Source organism: Paenibacillus sp. FSL P2-0173 (assembly GCF_038008045.1).
GTDB classification, from domain to species: Bacteria; Bacillota; Bacilli; order Paenibacillales; family Paenibacillaceae; genus Paenibacillus; species Paenibacillus polymyxa_B.
The window spans coordinates 340394-358433 of the sequence record NZ_JBBOYK010000003.1 but is presented as its reverse complement, the minus strand read 5'-3'; the positions used below and the strand labels follow the sequence as shown (position 1 = coordinate 358433).

Below are 18040 nucleotides of genomic sequence, written 5' to 3'. Positions count from 1 at the left end.
AGTATAGGATGTTTTCGGTATTGTTGCCGGGGTACCCCTTTTTAGCTATGATATATTAAAACGCTTTCATAAAAGTACTTTTTATCATCTTAATTAAGCTAAGGAGATGACGGATATGAGTCATGAAACAACGGGTATCGAATATTTATTTCAAGATCCGAAGATTCATCTGGATGAGCGTGTACGGGATCTCGTTTCGCGACTAACCTTGGAGGAAAAGGTTGAATCCATGTTGCAATACCAGCCGGCCATTGACCGATTGGGAGTCGCAGCTTATAAGCACGGTACGGAAGCGGCACACGGGATAGCGTGGTTAGGTGAGGCGACTTCATTTCCTCAGCCTGTAGGATTGGCATGTACTTGGGATACGGAATTAATGCGCCTCATCGGCTCTGTTATCGCAGATGAGGCACGTGTTTACTATCGTCGTGATCCAAAATTAAACGGTCTGACCCTGTGGGCACCTACGGTGGATATGGAGCGTGACCCGAGATGGGGACGCAATGAGGAAGCTTACGGCGAAGATCCGTATTTGACGGGAGAGTTGTCAAAGGAGTTAGTCAAGGGGATACAGGGGGATCATCCGGTATATTTGAAAGCGGTTGCCACTTTAAAACATTTTCTGGGTAACAACAATGAAGTGGACCGGGGAATCGGCTCCTCCAGTATAGACCCACGAAATCTGCGAGAATATTACTTAAGAGCCTTTGAGAAGCCTTTTACAGAAGGCGGCGCCCAGTCGATGATGACTTCTTACAACCTGATTAATGGAACGCCTGCTACGTTATATCATGGGGTTAACGATATTGTCAGGGGCGAATGGGGGATGGACGGCTTTGTCGTAAGTGATGCGGGTGATGTCATGGGGATTGTCAACGATCATCAGTATTACGATTCCCATACGCCTGGCGTGGCCGAATCTATTCGGGCGGGAATTGACAGCATTACAGATGATGCAGAGCTCTCCAAACAGGCAATTCGTGAAGCCTTGGCGCAAGGAACGCTACAAGAAGAAGACCTGGATCGGGCATTGTTCCATACGTTCCGTGTCCGTTTTCGTTTGGGGGAATTTGATCCGGCGGCAGACAATCCTTATGCCTCAATCGGAGAGGAAGCTCTCCTGACAGAGCAAGCCCGTGAATTGTCGCTGCGTGCGGCGAGGGAGCAGATCGTACTGCTTAAAAATGAGCATGAACTCTTGCCATTGAACCCTGCCCAGTGTGGCAAAGTAGCGGTCATTGGTACGCATGGCAATGAGGTGTACCGCGACTGGTATTCCGGTACGCTGCCCTACCGGGTTACACCGCTGGAGGCGATTCGTGCCAAGCTGGAAGGCGAGGACGCAAAGGAACGCGTCGTGTACCGTGACGGTAAGAAACGCGTGATCTTGACGGCGGTGAATGACGGAGCGAAGCTCACAGTCGATTCTTCCGGTGAGATGCGCCTGTCCCAGGATGGAGAGCCCACAGTATTGACCATGACGGATTGGGGCTATGGCAGTGTGACGTTACATGATGAGCATCTGGGTACTTACGTGACGAGTGATGAGGAAACGCTCCGTGTTACAGCTGATGAAGCGTATGGCTGGTATGTCAAAGAGGTCTTTGGGCTGACTCCTGTTGGACAAGGAGAGCATCTGTGGACAACATGGAATGGCAAACCAGTGATTGCCGGAACGGAGGGCTCATTAAAGGTAGTGGAGGCTGAAAAATCTGCACTTAACGCTGTAGAGAGTAACGCCTCGACATCCTCGACATTTTTAGGACAGAGCCAAACATTCCAGGTAGAGACGGTGTCAGATGGTTTAGCGGAAGCGATAGCCGCTGCGCAAGCGGCAGATACAGCAATTGTATTTGTTGGAAATCACCCGCTCATCAATGGAAAGGAAGAGAATGACCGCCCAGGCTTGGAACTGGCAGCTTCCCAGCAACGGCTTATCGAGGAAGTGTATCGTGTCAATCCGAATACGATTGTGGTTCTGACGGGCAGCTATCCATTTGCCATCCCTTGGGTTCAGGAGCATATTCCAGCGATCGTATACACGTCTCATGCGGGACAAGAGCATGGTACAGCAATAGCGGATGTGTTATTTGGAGATTACGCGCCAGCGGGGCGTTTGAACATGACCTGGGTTCAGAGTGAGGATCAATTGGGCGACATCAAAGATTACGATATTATTCGCGGCGGTCGTACTTATCAATATTTTGAAGGTGAATCCTTGTATCCGTTTGGCCATGGATTGACGTATTCGCCTTTTGAATATAATGACCTGCGTACGGATGCCCCAAAGGATAGCGTAAAATCTATTGCTGCACTGGATGCCGTGGATACGCTCCAGGTGTGGGTAGAGGTGACGAATCGGGGTGTAGCTGCTGGTGAAGAGGTTGTACAACTCTATGTACGGCCCGGTGCCTCACGAGTAAAGCGACCACTGAAGACATTGTGCGGTTTTCAACGTATTCGCTTAGACGCAGGCGAGACGCGAACGGTTTCCTTTACGATTCGGATGAAGGATTGGGCGATTTGGGATGTTACACGGGATTGCTATTGCGTTGAATCGGGTGAATATACACTGCTGGCAGGCGCTTCCTCAGCGGATATCCGGTTGGAGCACCCTGTGTACGTTCGTGGCGAAGTTATTCCACCACGCCAAGCTGGACGAAGTATCCGCGCTGAAAACTTTGATGATTGCTCCGACATCGTACTGGATGAAAGCAAGGAGCAAAGGGAGGCCTGTGTACGTCCGCGCACACCTCAACGTTCCGGTTGGATTGCCTTTCATGGCGTAGACATGGATACGGTGAGTGTGGTCGAGCTTCAGTGTCGCGTGTCAGGCAACAGTAGCGATGCCACAATTGAGCTGCGTTTGGATGCACCGGACAGCGAAGCTGTGGCACGTGTGAACGTGGGCAATACAGGAGGGGCGCAAGCATGGGTTACGCTTTCGGAAGCGGTACATTCAGTCTTTGGCACACGTGATGTATACCTGTTGTTGAGCGGGGAAGTGCGGCTAGCTCATTTTACTTTGGGCGCTAATGCTACAGAGGATTCCGGCTTTCAGGCTTGAACTTACTTCTGACATCACGTACAATGCATTCAACGAAGTTTCTACAGCTTAGGGGTGTCATCTCATTTGAATAGTGAAAAACGACTACGCACCGCAACGCCCAAGTGGCTTGGGGTGGCGGTAAAGGCGCTTGTCTATTTGGAAAAGCACGGAGAACTCTGTGCCAGCGGTTCTATTGCCCGTTCCATTGACTGCGAAGTCACTTTGGTGCGCAGGGTGCTGACGCGACTTGTACAGGCAGATTTGATTGCAGCACGCGAAGGTCGTGAGGGAGGCTATGTGCTTACCCGTTCGGCCGACCATATTACACTTGCCGATATATACCACGCCATTGAAATATGTGATCCGATTTTCCCGGGTATGATGCATGAACCGGAAACCAATCCTTTTTGTGAGGAGTTGGCGATAGCCGTATCCGAAATTTTAGCCGAGAGCGAACGACGTATGCTGGAAGTATGGGGGTCCCATACGCTGGCTTCGCTTGCCAATCGTACATCACTCGTGGTGGGAAAATGCAATCATAATGAAGATAAGGATGCCAAGTCTCCTTCCCAGAGGGATTAACACATTTCATTCAAAATGATAATAGCCGATACGACTCTCAAAAGAGGGTTGTATCGGCTATTTCTATGAAATGGTCATGCCTCAAATTATGTTTCATATGAGCAAACCCGGTTACGTCCTGCATTTTTAGCTTCGTATAGTGCTTTATCTGCCTGCTCCAACAGGGCTGCCCCGGACATATCTTCCCCGGTACCAGGAAATGTCGTCACACCGATGGACACCGTGACCTTAAGAACAAGACCATCCGCTAAAATAAACTCGTGCTGATTTACTCCACTAAGAATCTGATTAGCTATTCGCAACGCTTGCCGAAAAGCACAATTTGGCAAAAGCACGGTGAATTCTTCCCCCCCGCTGCGGGTGACTACATCATTAGGACGACATTTTTCCATTAGAATCTGCCCAAGCTGGCGCAGCACTGCATCTCCTGCCGCATGCCCATAGGTGTCGTTGACTTCCTTGAAGTGATCAATATCCAACACCAGTACAGATAAGTGCTCATGACGTTGACGAGCTTGAGGGAGCTTCTCTTCCAATGAAAACTCAAGCTGTCTTCTGTTGCTTAAATTAGTGAGATGGTCTGTGTAGGAGGTATGCTCCAGTCGAAGTAATAGCTCATTGGATGTGTTGATAGATTCAGCAATGAGGTACAGAAGACATCCGCCGATCATGGATATGAATAATTGGAGCGGATAAACATGCAGAACATCATCAAGATTCTTCAAATTAATCATAAGGGAACAGAATATAATGCCCATAGCAAAAACGTTCATAATCATCAGCTTGGGTAAACGTGACCAGGACAGATGTGACAATAAAGCGCACCCCAGCCCAACGAGCATCATAAAAATAGCGCCTACGATGGCTTGAGTGTTGATACCAAACAGCAATAATCTACCTACACATATAAATAGGGTAGCCATGAGCGTTGCTGGGGCGCCGATGTACGTTGCGGTAGCTACGATGGCCAAATGACGAAGATCGGCAATCGTATTAAATCCTACTGGAATTGAATAGTACATCATAACAATGCCATAGCACCCAAAAAGGCCGCCTCCGATCCAATGTATCTTACGCTTCAAGGTGTGCAGACGGATTTTATATCTTTGTGATATGAGGCCAGTTATGTACAAAAAGGTGACAAGGATACAGGTATTTACAAAAAACGTACTGAACAAGATGCTAACCCTCCCGAGAGGCATATTTCTTCATTTTATCAAAAAAACTGACATTAAGCTTGAAAATGAAGAATTTATTGAAATTTATTACGCTGATGCGCTTATAACGTTTCGTTCATGTGTTTGGTGCATAACTGGGAATAGATTGAGCATACTCCAAAGATACAAGAATAAGGAAAAATGGGCGGTATCTATTGCTGCCTTACTGGAGATGAGGTTTGCTCATGATTCGCTATCCCTATCGCAAACATAATAAAAAGTCGGGTGCGGACAAGAATAATGAAAATTCTTCACGTTCTTTAAAGATCGAGGCTCATGTGGATACCAACTTGCAGCAAATTAAGGAGTCGACGTCAAACAGCCCAGACTTCTTGATTCGTCGTTTTAATGTCGGACTAAAGGCGGATGTGCCCGCCGCTATTGTATTTCTAGATAGTATGGTCAAGACGGATACGGTGAATGAACTCGTCATGAAATCATTGCTTAGCCGCCCATCTGCCGAGGTGGCTGCTGAGGTGGAAAGTGCAGAAGAGCTTTACAATCAAATACAGGCTCACGCGCTGGAACTGGGTGAAGTGAAGGAGTGCGATGATTGGAATTCCATGATGGAACAACTCTTGATGGGAGATACGATCATTTTACTGGAAGGCTGTATAAAAACCATCGCATGCGGCACACGTGGAGGAGAGACGCGGGCGGTTAACGAGCCCTCCACACAGTCTGTCGTCCAGGGGCCGAAGGACGGATTTGTGGAATCCCTGTTCACGAACATCTCTCTTGTACGTCGGCGGATTAAAAGCTCCGATCTTACGATGGAGATGTTCAAAGTGGGAAGTACGTCCCTCACGAATGTGGCCATACTATATATGAAGAATATTGCAGATTCAAGTGTTGTAGATGAAGTTCGCGAACGGATAAAAGCCATCAATATTGACGCCATATTTGAGTCAGGCATGGTAGAAGAGATGATACAGGATCAAAATCTCACACCATTTCCGACAATTTACAACTCAGAAAGACCAGATACAATTAGCAGCAACATTATGGAGGGTCGGGTGGCACTCATTGTGGATGGAAATCCATTTGTACTGGTGATGCCTACTGTATTTGCTCAATTTTTTCAAAGTTCTTCCGATTATTCGGAACGTTACGACATGGCGACTGTCGTCCGACTCATCCGATATATCAGCTTTATTATTCTGATTTTGGGGCCTTCTCTCTACATCGCTTTAACCACTTATCATTATGAAATGATACCAACCCCACTGCTCATCAGCATACTAGCGCAGCGGGAATCCGTTCCTTTTCCGGCATTTCTGGAGGCGTTTATTCTGGAAATCACCTTTGAAATCTTGCGAGAAGCAGGTATTCGAATGCCCCGTGTGGGCGGACAAACGGTATCCGTTATCGGTGCGCTTGTATTGGGACAAGCGGCTGTGGAGGCTGGAATTGTCACTCCGCTGCTCACGATTGTAGTAGCGCTGACGGGGATTGCCAGCTACGCGATTCCGACATATAACATGGCGGTAGCCGGGAGACTGTTCCGGTTTGTTTTTATGGTGCTGGCTGCATTTATGGGACTGTATGGCATTACATTGGGGCTCATTGCGCTGATCGCTCATATGAACAGCCTTCGCTCCTTTGGGGTGCCCTACATGGCCCCTTTCAGTCCTTTTGTGCTGGAGAGTCAAAAGGATGCCGTATTGCGAATGCCGTTTTGGATGATGCGGAAACGTCCTAAAAGTATTACATCAACGAATCAGACACGAATGAAGGATGGAAGCGGGATTTCCCCTTCCGATAAAACTTCACCGATGCGGGAGGGGGGCGCTCAGGGTGTATCTGGAGAAGGGGAGTGAACGAAGCGCAGTAACCTTTAAATGGAGAATATGGGTGCTGAGTTTGGTGGGGCTACTAGTCATGCCGCTTCTCTCTGGCTGCTGGGATTCAGTGGAGTTGAACCAGCGGGCAGTAGTCGCGGCTATAGGCATTGATGCGGATGGGGAATCGGATTATGAGGTTTCCCTACAGATTATCGTAGCGGATGAAATTGCCGGGGCTAAGGCCCGAGGAAATACCCCAGTCGTGCTGTATCAGCAAAAGGGAAGCAACCTTTTTCAAGTAATTCGCAAAGCTTCACAGAAGATTCCGCGGGTAGTTTCTCTGGCCCATGCGAGGATTGTCGTTTTTGGAGAAAAGCTGGCTCGACGTGGTATCGGGGATACGTTGGATTATTTGGAAAGGGCTGCGGAGCCCCGACTAACGATGAAAATGCTGGTAGCACGCGGTGAAACGGCCAAGAACGTACTGGCATCCATGACCGCCATCGGTCGTATTCCGGCTAATGATATCTCGGGTAAGCTGGAAGCGTCCCAGCGTATGTACGCCGGGGATTACGCAGTGAGTCTAGACGATGTTATCCGGAGTATGTCCAATAAAGGTAGTGGCCCTGTCCTTACTGGTGTAGAAGTAGAAGGTAATTTGGAGCAGGCCCACCTTAAGGCTAACGTGGATAGTATTTTGCCCGAAGCGATTGTTAGCATCAAGGGTATGGGAGTGTTCCAGAAGGATCGTCTCATCCAATGGCTGGACGATGACCAAGCGTTGGGACTATCTATGGTGAATAACAAGGTGAAAAGTGCTGAAACCGCGTTGAGCTGCGGCAAAAAAGGTGAAATCATTGGAATCGAAACCTTGTATTCTAAAACCCATGTACACAGTCTGATCGAGCAAGGGAAGCCGGTTTTTGTTATTAATTTGGAGCAGACCGGGACGATTCAGGAAGCCGAGTGCTCGATTGACTTAAAAAGTCCAGAGGTTATGTATAGCTTGCAGAAACAGTGGGGAGAGGAAACAAAAAAAGTGATTACTTCAACGGTTAAGGAGGTTCAGCGTAGCCGTAGTGATGTACTCGGCCTAGGCCATGCACTGGAGAAAAGCCATCCTGAACAGTGGAAAAAACTCTCACCTGAATGGAACCGCTATTTTGCAGAAAGCACCGTTCGTGTTCAGGTGACTTCGGTACTGAAGCATACACAGTCACGGACTAACCCTTATTCGAAGGGAGAGTCCAATTAGTGAAATCGGGAAAGGAGGGAAGGCATTGAAAAAGATACAAATCGACGCAAAAGAGATGATTTCCCTGATGATGCTGTTTGAGTTGGGGACGTCCATGATGTCTATTCCCGGAAGAGATGCGGGCAAGGATGCGTGGATTGCTATTCTTATCGCCACAGGTTTGGGAGCCCTACTTTTTCTATGCTACGGCAGCCTTCACCGCCACTTTCCCGACCTGCTCATGACACAGTACTGCAAGGTGCTCCTAGGCAAAACTGCTGGGAGCGTGCTTGCCTTTTTATATATTGTGTTTTTTCTTTACGGCGGAGCACGCGATCTTCGAGATACTGGAATACTGATTGCCGATCGGACATTACAGCATACGCCGTTAACTATCGTCTGTGTCCTGATGATTGGTCTTGTCATGTATGTGATGCATTTGGGAATTGAGGTCGCAGGCCGGACGGGACTTATGCTGTTATTCTTGCTGCTGCTGTTGGGCTGCGCTACGAATATCATGATTTTATTGTCAGGTATTGTTCATATGAGCAATATATTTCCTATTGCCCAGCATGGCTGGCAGCCGATATGGGAGGTTGTTTATTCACAAGCCTTGATGTTGCCATACGGTGAGATGGTCACGTTTGCGATGATCCTTCCCACATTAAAGAAAAGCTACCGTGCCAACGGGGTTGGGGTCACCGCTGTATTGTTGGGAGGCGCAATCCTGTCTTTTGTTACACTGTCAAATGTGGTTGTGCTTGGGGAGGACGTATTCAAACGGGCCACTTACCCGCTGCTTTCTATGATCAGCAAGGTCGAAATATCAGATTTCGTCGATAGAGTGGATGTAATTGGGGTCATGACTGTCATTATTTTTGATTTTTTTAAAATTTTTATTTTCTATTATGCAGCGGTTAAGGCTGCTGAAGATGTATTGCGTGTTTCGTACCATAAACTGATCCTGCCGTTTGGGCTTATCATGCTTGTTTCTTGCGTGTTGATGACCCAAGGTTATCAAGAACATCTTGCAACAGGCGAGTTTGTACTGAAATGGATGTTTCCGGTATTTGCTGTGTTTTTTCCTTTCTTGTTGCTTATGGTGTCATGGCTGAAAAAGATCCGCAACAAAAAAAGAAAGGGGTATGCCTCGTGAGTCATCGTCTTGAAAACAAAACATACATCAGCACCGGACAACTGCTCATTCTTATGTTTCATTTTCTGATTGGGAACGCAGTCACCATTAATATGGATAGTTATATGCAGCGGGACACATGGATTATTCAACTCGTTGCTATGATTCTGGGTATGGTATTGTTCCGAATGTACTGCTACACAGCTGAAACGTTCCCTGGTAAGCCTCTCACAACCTATGCTAGCGAATTGGTCGGTCATACATGTGGAACAGTCATGGGAGTATTATATATTTTGTTTTTTTTATTTCTAACAGGTGGGAATTTGCGCGATGAGACAGAGCTGATTCGTATTTCCGTACTGGAGCAAACGCCCAACCTGGTCGTTGCCTTCCTTATGGTTTTGTGCGTAATGTATGTCCTTTGGTTAGGATTTGAAGTATTAGCTCGAACAGGACAAATAATGCTTATTGCAGTGGTGACCGTCATTTTTGTGGGGAATGTACTGTTGATTTTATCGGACAGCATTCATTTGCATGAGCTGACGCCGGTGATGGAGCATGGCTTTAAATCTGTACTTCATTCAGCCATTAGGGAACATTTGGCATTTCCATACGCAGAAATGATTTGTTTTATGATGTTCGTGCCCCATTTGGAAAAAACGTCGCAGATGGCCAGAACAGGCTATGCGGGCATTATCGTAGGTGGTCTCGTTTTAGCTGAAGCCGCAATACTAAATGTGGCTGTTATGGGCACTGACATTGCACAGCGCTCCATCTTTCCTTTACTCAGCACATTTGGGAATGTACAGTTTTCAGAATATTTACAGCGTCTGGATGTGATTGTTCTGATGACGATGATTATCGGCGATTTTTTTAAAATTGCCCTGTTCTTCTATGCTGCGGTGCTCGGGATCTCCGATATTTTTAACCTCCCCTACCGGAAAACACTACTTTTTGTCGGGATCATTGTCTTACTGTGGTCACAGGTGCAAACACCCAGCATGATTGAGCACCTTGCTTTTGGACGATTATCGTTTATTTATATTCATCCGTTATTTGTTTACATCTTTCCCTTGCTGCTCTTTTTGGCCGCTCTTTTGCATCGAAGCAGAGTTAGAACCCGAGGAAGAAGCGGAAACTTTCAGAAAACGGGACCATCGTGAAAAAAGGAAGCGAAATCCGTACTCAATTTGTTTTTTTGCCACGGTCACAAAGAATACGAGCAGCATTCCTGACAAGACGATATATTCGGATGGACGCATAGTACTAAAAGCCAATGCCATGGGCTCCCATGGGGTATGAGTACCGAATAGCCAGTTCACTAGCAGATTGGTGCCGAGCATAAGTATCATAAAGAGGGTGAATATCCACAGTATTTTCATAAAATATTCCTCCGATGTGTATGGGCTGAGATGTACCATGTATACATTGTGTTGCAAAGCCGTTCAATTTATCCGATCCCATTGACTTGAAATAAATTAAGATTTATACTTATTCTAAATTGATCTTTATTGTGATTGTAATTTTGTAATTAATATAATCTGCGTTGGTTAAGGGAGATGCGGTATGAGAACTTTAAATTTAACTTCGCAGCGCCAAGCGGTATATGATGTGGTTCGTGAAGCCCACGATCATCCTACTGCGGCTGATGTTATGAATCGGTTGATGGAGCGCGGATATAATCTGGCCTATGGAACAGTATATAATTCCCTACGTTATTTGACGGATAAGGAATTAATCCGTGAATTGAAGCTGGGGGAAGCTGCTAGTCGTTATGATGGACGGATGGACGATCATCAGCATATTATTTGTCAGGTATGCGGCCGAGTAGATGAAGTAATGAGTGAAGTCCCACATGATTGGATTGACACGGTTGCGCATGAAACGGGGTATAATATTGCCCATGCCCATGTCGTATTCGGAGGAGTGTGTAAGGAATGTCAAAGCAAGCGAATCAGATAACGAATCGTTTCAAAGTGGCTGACATGCCTAGACGGGTGAAGGGCAGTTGGACATCGATGTTAGCAGCTCCCTCTACACCTACGGTGCAGACCGTTCCCTCCAATGAGCCTTTGTATTGTCCGACTACACGTCGTATCATTCTGATCAGTTCGGTACCGGGTGTAGTTCATGGGTTGGTGCGTACGTTGTCAGATGCGTGTTTTGATGTGATGGTTTTTCATCGCTGGGAGCCTGAAGTGCAGCGTCATCTGGGAAGCGATTTGTTGATTTACGATTTGACCGCCACCGAACCACAGAGTGAATTACTGGATATCCGCAATCGTCTTGAGGTAGAACATATGAAAGACACACCGGTTATGTATGTGGTACAGGATCGGGTGTCTGTACATGCGCATGAGCTGCTTCCTTCAGAAGAGGTGCTGGTGTGGCCGCTGGCTTCCAATCATATGGTGCATGACATTGAACGGATGATTGTACGCCATCCTGCCGCTTCCCGTCAGGTAGCGCAAGCCAGCCGTCGTACGGTATTCAAGGACATCTGGATTGACCGAGATAAAATGCTGGTATATAAAGAAGAGAGTCAATTGAATCTGACTAAAACAGAATACGATTTGCTGCTGAAGCTGATTGATGCTCAAGGCAAAGTGATCTCCCGCGAGCAAATGATGCACGATATCTGGGAGACGGATTTTGTAGGAGGCAGCAACGTTGTAGATGTGCATGTCAAAAGTTTGCGCAAGAAGCTGGATGATCGACCTGCAGAACCTGAATATATTGCAACCGTAAGAGGTGTAGGATACAGATTGGCAGATTGAACTAAAAGCTATGAATACCGATGAATTTCCGCCGGATGGAGACATTCGGCGGTTTGTATATGATTCCATGAAGAAACTGACATTAGGTGTGACGGTTGACTTTATCCGGATATATACACTACAATCGGTAGTGTGAGGTGCTTCTTATGAAACGACTGAATTTTAAAGCTGGCGAAACCGGGCTTAACCGATTTTTCGGACCTCTGGAAGCCAAAATTATGGATATTTTATGGTCCACTTCGGATCGGAGTATCAAAGAAGTGCAGACCGCGTTGGAGGGGGATCGGGACTTTAACTTCAATACGGTAATGACCGTGATGAACCGTTTAGTGGAAAAGGGAATACTGAGTAAGAGTATACGTGGGAGAACGTCTTTATATCGTCCAGTATTAAGCAGGGATGAGTTCATGGATGAGCAATCCAAGGGACTGAGTCACGAATTGGTTGATGAATTTGGTCCGCTTGCTGTCAATCATATGATTGATGCTCTGGAGGTGGCCGATCCGAAGTTGATCGAACGTCTGGAACAAAAAATTAAACAATGGAAAAAGGATATGTAGACGATGTGGAAAACACGTTCTAAATTACTGTTTACAGCAGGCGCCTTGATTTCGGGTTTCGCCCTTATACAGATGGGTATGTACGCCGGGCAGCATGTTTTCGGCTGGAAATTGAATTATAACGTGTTTCAAATATGCAGAAGCTTGTTGCAGCACTACGGAATCGGCTACATGGTGGATGCGCTCAGCGGGCTGGTTCTCGTTACCTTCACTATCGCCGGAGGAGAAGCAGTCAGACAGTGTATGGCTACCAGGGCAGCTTTTCGCAGACTGCACCGAATGCGTGACCTGCCGCTGACTGAGGCACTGGGTGAGCGATATCGTGAACTCGGGACCGATCGGATATGGGTCATTGATTATGCCAAGCCAGCCGCCTTCACCATGGGATTATGGAAGCCACGTATTGTATTGTCCTCTGCACTATTGTCCGTACTGGACAAGCACGAGGAAGAGGCGGTCATATACCATGAAGCCTATCATATGAAACATTATGATCCGTTGAAGACCTGGTTGCTGCAAGTGTGTGCTAAACAGCTATTTTACTTGCCGGTGCTGCGTCACATTACCAATCATTATAAGACGGCCCGTGAAATTTTGGCTGATAACGAAGCGATTCATCGAGCTGGTTCACCAGTTGGGATTGGGAGCGCATTGCTCAAGCTTCTGAGTATGACGCCTGCCAATACTCGCCTGGTAAACTCCGCCGCTTGTTCCTCGTTTGCAGAAACGTCCATTAATTATCGTATCTCTCGTATTTTAGACCCTCAGCAAGAACCTGTCATTCAAATGCCTTGGCGTTCGATTATGTTTTCCAGCTATGTGCTAGTGATGCTGACACTTATGTTCGCACTGGCGCTAATCTAGTTGGGTAAGATGTTTCCTACGGGTGGCGCTTTTCGCGCTCCCGATACTTGATGTGCAATACACTACACTACACTATGTAGTTTGTTACAGGATTTTTATACAACTTAAAAGGAGATGAGCAAATGAATCAAACGCTTATGAATATTGGATTGTTGTTGGTACGAATCTTTACAGGGGTTATTTTTATCGTTCACGGTGCACAAAAGTTTCAGGGATTAGACGGAACCTCTGGCTTCTTCCAAAGTATCGGACTCCCTGTTTGGATGGCCCCTGTGGTCGCTACGGTTGAGCTGGTTGGAGGAATTGCACTGGTTCTGGGTATCGGAACACGAGTGGCTGGAGCGGCATTGACCATTGTTATGATTGGTGTATTGCTAACCGCTAAAAAAGGACAGCCTTTTGGCTCGATTGAATTTGATCTGCTGATTCTGTTCACCAGCCTTCAGCAAGCGCTTGTCGGTGGACGTTTTCTGGCAGTGGATCAGTTATTTGGCCGTAAAAAGGCTGAAAACAGTAACGTACAGGTCTAAATGTTCATATAACCGCGTCCTTAGTCTCATAGGGCGCGGTTTTTGTTTTTCTCCTTTGTGAAATTTTATTGTAAATCATTTGTTACTTTCAACCGATATAACTAACACTGAATGTAATTCAAATATATCGTTTTATGAGCAAAGGGGAAAAAACATGGGAACAACGCGAAAGAGAAAAACTATATGGACACTCAGGAACAAGCTAAGTTTAGGCTTTTTGCTTGTTTTGCTGATTCCGAGCTTAAGTATTTCCATTGCGACCTATAAATCATCATATAATGCTATGGAAAAACAGCTCTACAGCAGTGCAAATCAGGGTGTAGCGACGGCTAACTCGATTATTGAATACGCAATCGCCAGTAAAATTAAAGATGCGAAGTATTTGGCGGAGCGTCTGGACGCCTCAATGATAGATGGTCGAAACAGCCCATTGATTCAGCCCAAACTGATTCAATACAAGGGCTTGCACGAAGATGCGACGGATATTTTTGTTGGAACACCGGACGGGCTGATGATTCGGGGGGTGCCCAAGGAGGACGAAGGGACATTTGATCCTCGCACACGGCCATGGTACATCGAAGCGATGAAGCAACCCGGTAAGGTAGCGATCACCCCTGTTATCATCAATTCATCGGGTATTCCTGTTGTGGTGGTATCTCAGACGCTTTCCGACCAGTCCGGGGTTATCGGGATTTCTCTAAATCTGGAAAGTGTACGCAAACTGGCCTCCATCAAAGTCGGCCAGGAGGGGTATATCATCATTTTGGATCATACGAAAAAATTTGTAGTCCACCCTACGGCTAAGCCGGGTACATCTCTTGATGCAAGCTTTATAAATGATATGTATGCTGCGCAGAGCGGGCAGTATACATATGTGTATGAAGGCCAAGAGAAGTACCTGAACTATGTAACGAATAAAGATACCGGCTGGAAAATAGCAGGTACCTTCTATCAATCCGAGATTAGTGATGCCACCGCTGCCATACGTTATGTAACCATTTTTGTGTTGGCTGCCTCATTGGTGATTGCGCTTATCGCGATTTTCCTGATCACCCGTTCTGTTCTGGTACCGATTCGTAAGCTGCAAAAATCAGCAGAACGAATCAGTGAAGGAGATTTGACGGGCGATTTGGAAACTGGAAAAACGGATGAGGTAGGCGAATTGTCTTCTCACTTCCAAACTATGGTCGATAGTTTGCGCACGATGATTCGAAGCGTACACGAAACGACAGATCGGGTAAGTTCTTCAGCGGAGGAGCTGGCTGCGGGTGCAGATCAGACGACCCAAGCGATTGAGCATGTCACCATTGCTATCCAGGAAGTAGCTGTGGGCAGCGAACGTCAGGTGCAGAGCGTCAAGCACGGCTCTGTACATATGGAGGAGCTTGCTCAGCAAGCAGCGAACGTATCCGAGCGTATGCTGGGCGTATCTGAACATGTGAAGATGAACGCCGAGTCGGCTCAGGAGGGTAGCAAGGCTGCTACGCAGGCTGTACAGAAGATGCATGACATCGACGAGACCGTTAACGATCTCGGACAGGCCATGGACTCCCTCAATGAGCGCTCCGGTGAAATCGTGAATATTATCAGCGTTATATCCGGTATCGCTAAACAGACCAATCTGTTAGCTCTGAATGCGTCCATTGAGGCCGCACGCGCTGGGGATCATGGTAAGGGATTTGCCGTGGTCGCTACGGAGGTGCGTAAGCTAGCTGAGGAATCCGCCAAATCGGCTACCTTGATCTCGGAGCGCATTGAAGCGATGCAGGTGGATATGAATCATGCTCTGGGTGCTATGCATCAAGCGCGGACACGGGTGACGGAAGGCATTGATTCGGTAACCACGTCTGAGCAATCCTTTGCGGAAATCAGCCAGGCCGTGGAACGAGCTATGGAGCATATCAATGACATTACCGGAGTGACTCAGGAAATGGCACGGGGGACTGTAGGTGTCGTAGATATTATGAGCGATATCTCCCACATTTCGGACGAGGCAGCGAGCAACACCGAGTCGATCTCAGCGGCAGCTGAGCAACAGCTCGCTTCTATAGAGGAAATTGCTTCATCTACAGCGGACCTGAGCCAAATGGCAGAGGAATTGCGCGAACTGGTTGGACGTTTTCAGGTTGAAGGAAAATCTTAAAATGAGGATTTCGCAAAATCCTGAAATGATAAAAAGCGCCCGGATACAGGAGATTGTACTCTGTATCCAGGCGCTTTTTTTAAATGTTTTAGCATAATTTTTGGTTTGCAGAGTTAGAAGTTAACGTTGGAAGGACTTGCGGCGATCCAGGCGGAAACGGACATCCCGTGAGCTGTCGGAAGGACGCAGCGAACTTCTCTGAAACATATTGTTCAGAATCAGTGCGAAAATGACTAACACTGTACCATATAGTTCAAAACGGCTAATAGCATAACCTTGGAAGTACATGAGTACCAGCGTGGTAATCGGTACAAAGTTAATAAATAGAATTCCGTTCAGTGGAGACAGCTTTCGGATTCCGGCATTCCAGCTAAGCAGGGCGGCTAGCCCTGGAAGCAGGATCATAAAGCTCATTTCGTATTTAACTGACCACACAGCCTGCCAGTCCGGTACCACAATCCAGTTGAACGCAGAGGCAAATGTGACGACTACGAAGGAGACGAGAGTTCCGAGCAGGCAGGTTAGAGTTGAATACCGAAGAGTAGACCATCCTGCAAAATGGCTGCCTCCCATGGAATATACGACCCATCCGACGACGCCTACGAAAATAAGCAGCAGCGGCAGTAAATGTTGTCCGGCAAGCGTGAAAAAGGTCCATTTTCCGTTCGTGATCACTAGTAAAGCCCCAGCCAGCGCAATCACCATGCTGATTAGTGTATATTTCGGAGGCATTTTACGGGTCATGATCCACACCATCGCAATGGAAATCATCGGCATTAGAACTTCCATTATAGAGGCTACGAGAGTACCTGCTGCCCCCATCGCGTGCTGCCCCTGGAAAACGGCCATATTATAAATGGTGAATCCCATGGTCCCGAAGAATAACAACGTCTTACCCTTGCCCTCAAAGCGAAATGCAGTCCGTCCCTCTTTGAGCCACAATAGCACGACTAAAATGAGTGTAACCGATAAATAGCGCAAAAATGAAAAGTACAGTGGATTGATATGTTGTAATGCAATGTGCGAAACCGGAAACATCGCCCCCCAGGACATACTGGCGATTAGGCATAATAAAGATCCGGTCATGATTTGTCTGTTCATGGTGTACAAAAGCTCCTCCTTGCCGGTCTCAGCGGACATATCTTATGGACACATCATAAAGGATAGGAAGCTGTTGGTAAAATGATTGAAAATAAACATTATGATCATTTAAAATGATAATAAGTGACAAGGCGCGTCAATTTTGATGGCCCATTGTCCTTCACAATAAGGGGGAGCAGTAGTGGATCTGAACGATTTAAACATTTTCCAGACGGTGGCTGCGAATGGCAGTGTCAGCAAGGCTGCAGCCGAGCTTAGCTATGTCCAGTCCAATGTAACGGCCAGAATCAAGCTGCTCGAAAAGGAACTGCAAACGCCTTTATTTAATAGACATAAGCGGGGAATGATCCTCAATGCCGAGGGCAAGCGTCTGCTGCAATATACGAAAAGCATTTTATCGCAATTCGAGGAAATGAAACATGCGTTTCAGAATACCTCTGCACCTTCGGGGGTGCTGGAGATTGGCATTGTGGAGACTGTCATTGCCCTCCCGGCCATTTTACATGCTTACTATAGCAAGTACCCGGATGTCGAGTTGTCCCTCAAGGCCGGGGTTACAGAGTCTCTGGTGCAGGAGGTTGCAGAAATGCGGCTGGATGGAGCTTTTGTGACCGGGCCGGTGAAGCATCCGCTGATTGAACAGTTTGATGTATTTCAGGAAAAGCTGGTCCTCGTATCCCAAGGAGATGACTTTTCTGTTGAGGATCTTACAACCCGTCCACTCCTGCTGTATAAAAAAGGTTGCGGCTACCGGGGACGGCTGGAAACCTGGCTCAAGATGGAGGGGATTATTCCCAAGCAGATTATGGAGTTTGGGACATTTGAGACAATTATCGGCAGTGTGGCGGCTGGTATTGGAATGACTGTTTTTCCCGAATCGTCGATCAGTGGGCTGGTGGCTCAAGGCCTTGTCTGCGGTCATGCGATGCCTGAGCCGTACAATGAAGTAACAACGGTGTTTATCCGGCGTAAGGAAGCCTTTGTTACCAGTACTTTGCAGTCTTTTATAGACGAAATTATCACTCAGACAGAGGCGTAGCTTTATCGCTGGGGCTCGGTTACAA

General features: G+C 47.0%; 15 protein-coding genes. 13 read left to right on the top strand and 2 right to left on the bottom strand.

Annotated elements, in window-relative coordinates; all coding sequences use genetic code 11:
• Positions 1-115: 115 nt before the first annotated feature.
• Together MKX30_RS18005 and MKX30_RS18000 are read left to right on the top strand one after the other, a co-directional pair.
• Positions 116-3067, top strand: a complete 2952-nt coding sequence (locus MKX30_RS18005; RefSeq protein WP_341063175.1) for a glycoside hydrolase family 3 C-terminal domain-containing protein — start codon at positions 116-118, stop codon at positions 3065-3067.
• Positions 3068-3133: 66 nt separating this feature from the next.
• Positions 3134-3631, top strand: coding sequence for an Rrf2 family transcriptional regulator (locus tag MKX30_RS18000; RefSeq protein WP_025720321.1), 498 nt, complete (start codon positions 3134-3136; stop codon positions 3629-3631).
• A gap of 86 nt (positions 3632-3717) precedes the next feature.
• Here the strand turns inward: MKX30_RS18000 and MKX30_RS17995 are convergent, their stop codons facing one another.
• A complete protein-coding gene (locus MKX30_RS17995) occupies positions 3718-4809 on the bottom strand; it encodes a GGDEF domain-containing protein (RefSeq protein WP_023990814.1) in 1092 nt (363 codons plus the stop codon).
• A gap of 224 nt (positions 4810-5033) precedes the next feature.
• On the opposite strand from MKX30_RS17995, the gene MKX30_RS17990 reads away from it, so the two are divergent.
• The 10 genes from MKX30_RS17990 to MKX30_RS17945 all read left to right on the top strand — a co-directional run bounded on the left by MKX30_RS17990 (position 5034) and on the right by MKX30_RS17945 (position 15875).
• Positions 5034-6668, top strand: a complete 1635-nt coding sequence (locus MKX30_RS17990) for a spore germination protein (protein ID WP_069080096.1) — start codon at positions 5034-5036, stop codon at positions 6666-6668.
• The gene (locus tag MKX30_RS17985; RefSeq protein WP_226887719.1) at positions 6646-7887 is read left to right on the top strand and encodes a Ger(x)C family spore germination protein; all 1242 of its coding nucleotides are present in this window, start codon (positions 6646-6648) and stop codon (positions 7885-7887) included. Before MKX30_RS17990 ends, MKX30_RS17985 begins: the two co-directional genes overlap by 23 nt.
• 25 nt (positions 7888-7912) lie before the next feature.
• Positions 7913-9022, top strand: a complete 1110-nt coding sequence (locus tag MKX30_RS17980; RefSeq protein WP_068938994.1) for a GerAB/ArcD/ProY family transporter — start codon at positions 7913-7915, stop codon at positions 9020-9022.
• The gene (locus MKX30_RS17975) at positions 9019-10164 is read left to right on the top strand and encodes a GerAB/ArcD/ProY family transporter (RefSeq protein WP_025720332.1); all 1146 of its coding nucleotides are present in this window, start codon (positions 9019-9021) and stop codon (positions 10162-10164) included. The genes MKX30_RS17980 and MKX30_RS17975 overlap by 4 nt, the downstream gene beginning before the upstream one ends.
• Positions 10165-10567: 403 nt before the next feature.
• Positions 10568-10963, top strand: coding sequence for a Fur family transcriptional regulator (locus tag MKX30_RS17970; protein WP_023990809.1), 396 nt, complete (start codon positions 10568-10570; stop codon positions 10961-10963).
• Complete coding sequence (locus MKX30_RS17965; protein ID WP_076264517.1) at positions 10939-11778, top strand: response regulator transcription factor; 840 nt, start codon at positions 10939-10941, stop codon at positions 11776-11778. Before MKX30_RS17970 ends, MKX30_RS17965 begins: the two co-directional genes overlap by 25 nt.
• A gap of 146 nt (positions 11779-11924) precedes the next feature.
• Complete coding sequence (locus tag MKX30_RS17960) at positions 11925-12338, top strand: BlaI/MecI/CopY family transcriptional regulator (RefSeq protein WP_023990807.1); 414 nt, start codon at positions 11925-11927, stop codon at positions 12336-12338.
• A gap of 3 nt (positions 12339-12341) precedes the next feature.
• Complete coding sequence (locus MKX30_RS17955) at positions 12342-13202, top strand: M56 family metallopeptidase (protein WP_028540752.1); 861 nt, start codon at positions 12342-12344, stop codon at positions 13200-13202.
• Positions 13203-13324: 122 nt separating this feature from the next.
• On the top strand, positions 13325-13732 hold the full coding sequence (locus tag MKX30_RS17950) for a DoxX family protein (RefSeq protein ID WP_341063174.1): 408 nt from the start codon (positions 13325-13327) through the stop codon (positions 13730-13732).
• A gap of 154 nt (positions 13733-13886) precedes the next feature.
• Positions 13887-15875, top strand: coding sequence for a methyl-accepting chemotaxis protein (locus MKX30_RS17945; RefSeq protein ID WP_023990804.1), 1989 nt, complete (start codon positions 13887-13889; stop codon positions 15873-15875).
• A 120-nt stretch (positions 15876-15995) separates the two neighbouring features.
• Here MKX30_RS17945 and MKX30_RS17940 read toward each other — a convergent pair whose 3' ends face one another.
• Positions 15996-16976 carry a DMT family transporter gene (locus MKX30_RS17940; protein ID WP_226887718.1) on the bottom strand — a complete coding sequence of 327 codons (981 nt, stop codon included), beginning with the start codon at positions 16974-16976 and terminating at the stop codon, positions 15996-15998.
• 181 nt (positions 16977-17157) lie between these two features.
• Here MKX30_RS17940 and MKX30_RS17935 point away from each other — a divergent pair, with 181 nt between their 5' ends.
• Positions 17158-18015 (top strand): LysR family transcriptional regulator, encoded by an 858-nt coding sequence (locus MKX30_RS17935; protein WP_053326314.1) that lies wholly within the window; start codon positions 17158-17160, stop codon positions 18013-18015.
• Positions 18016-18040: the final 25 nt, after the last annotated feature.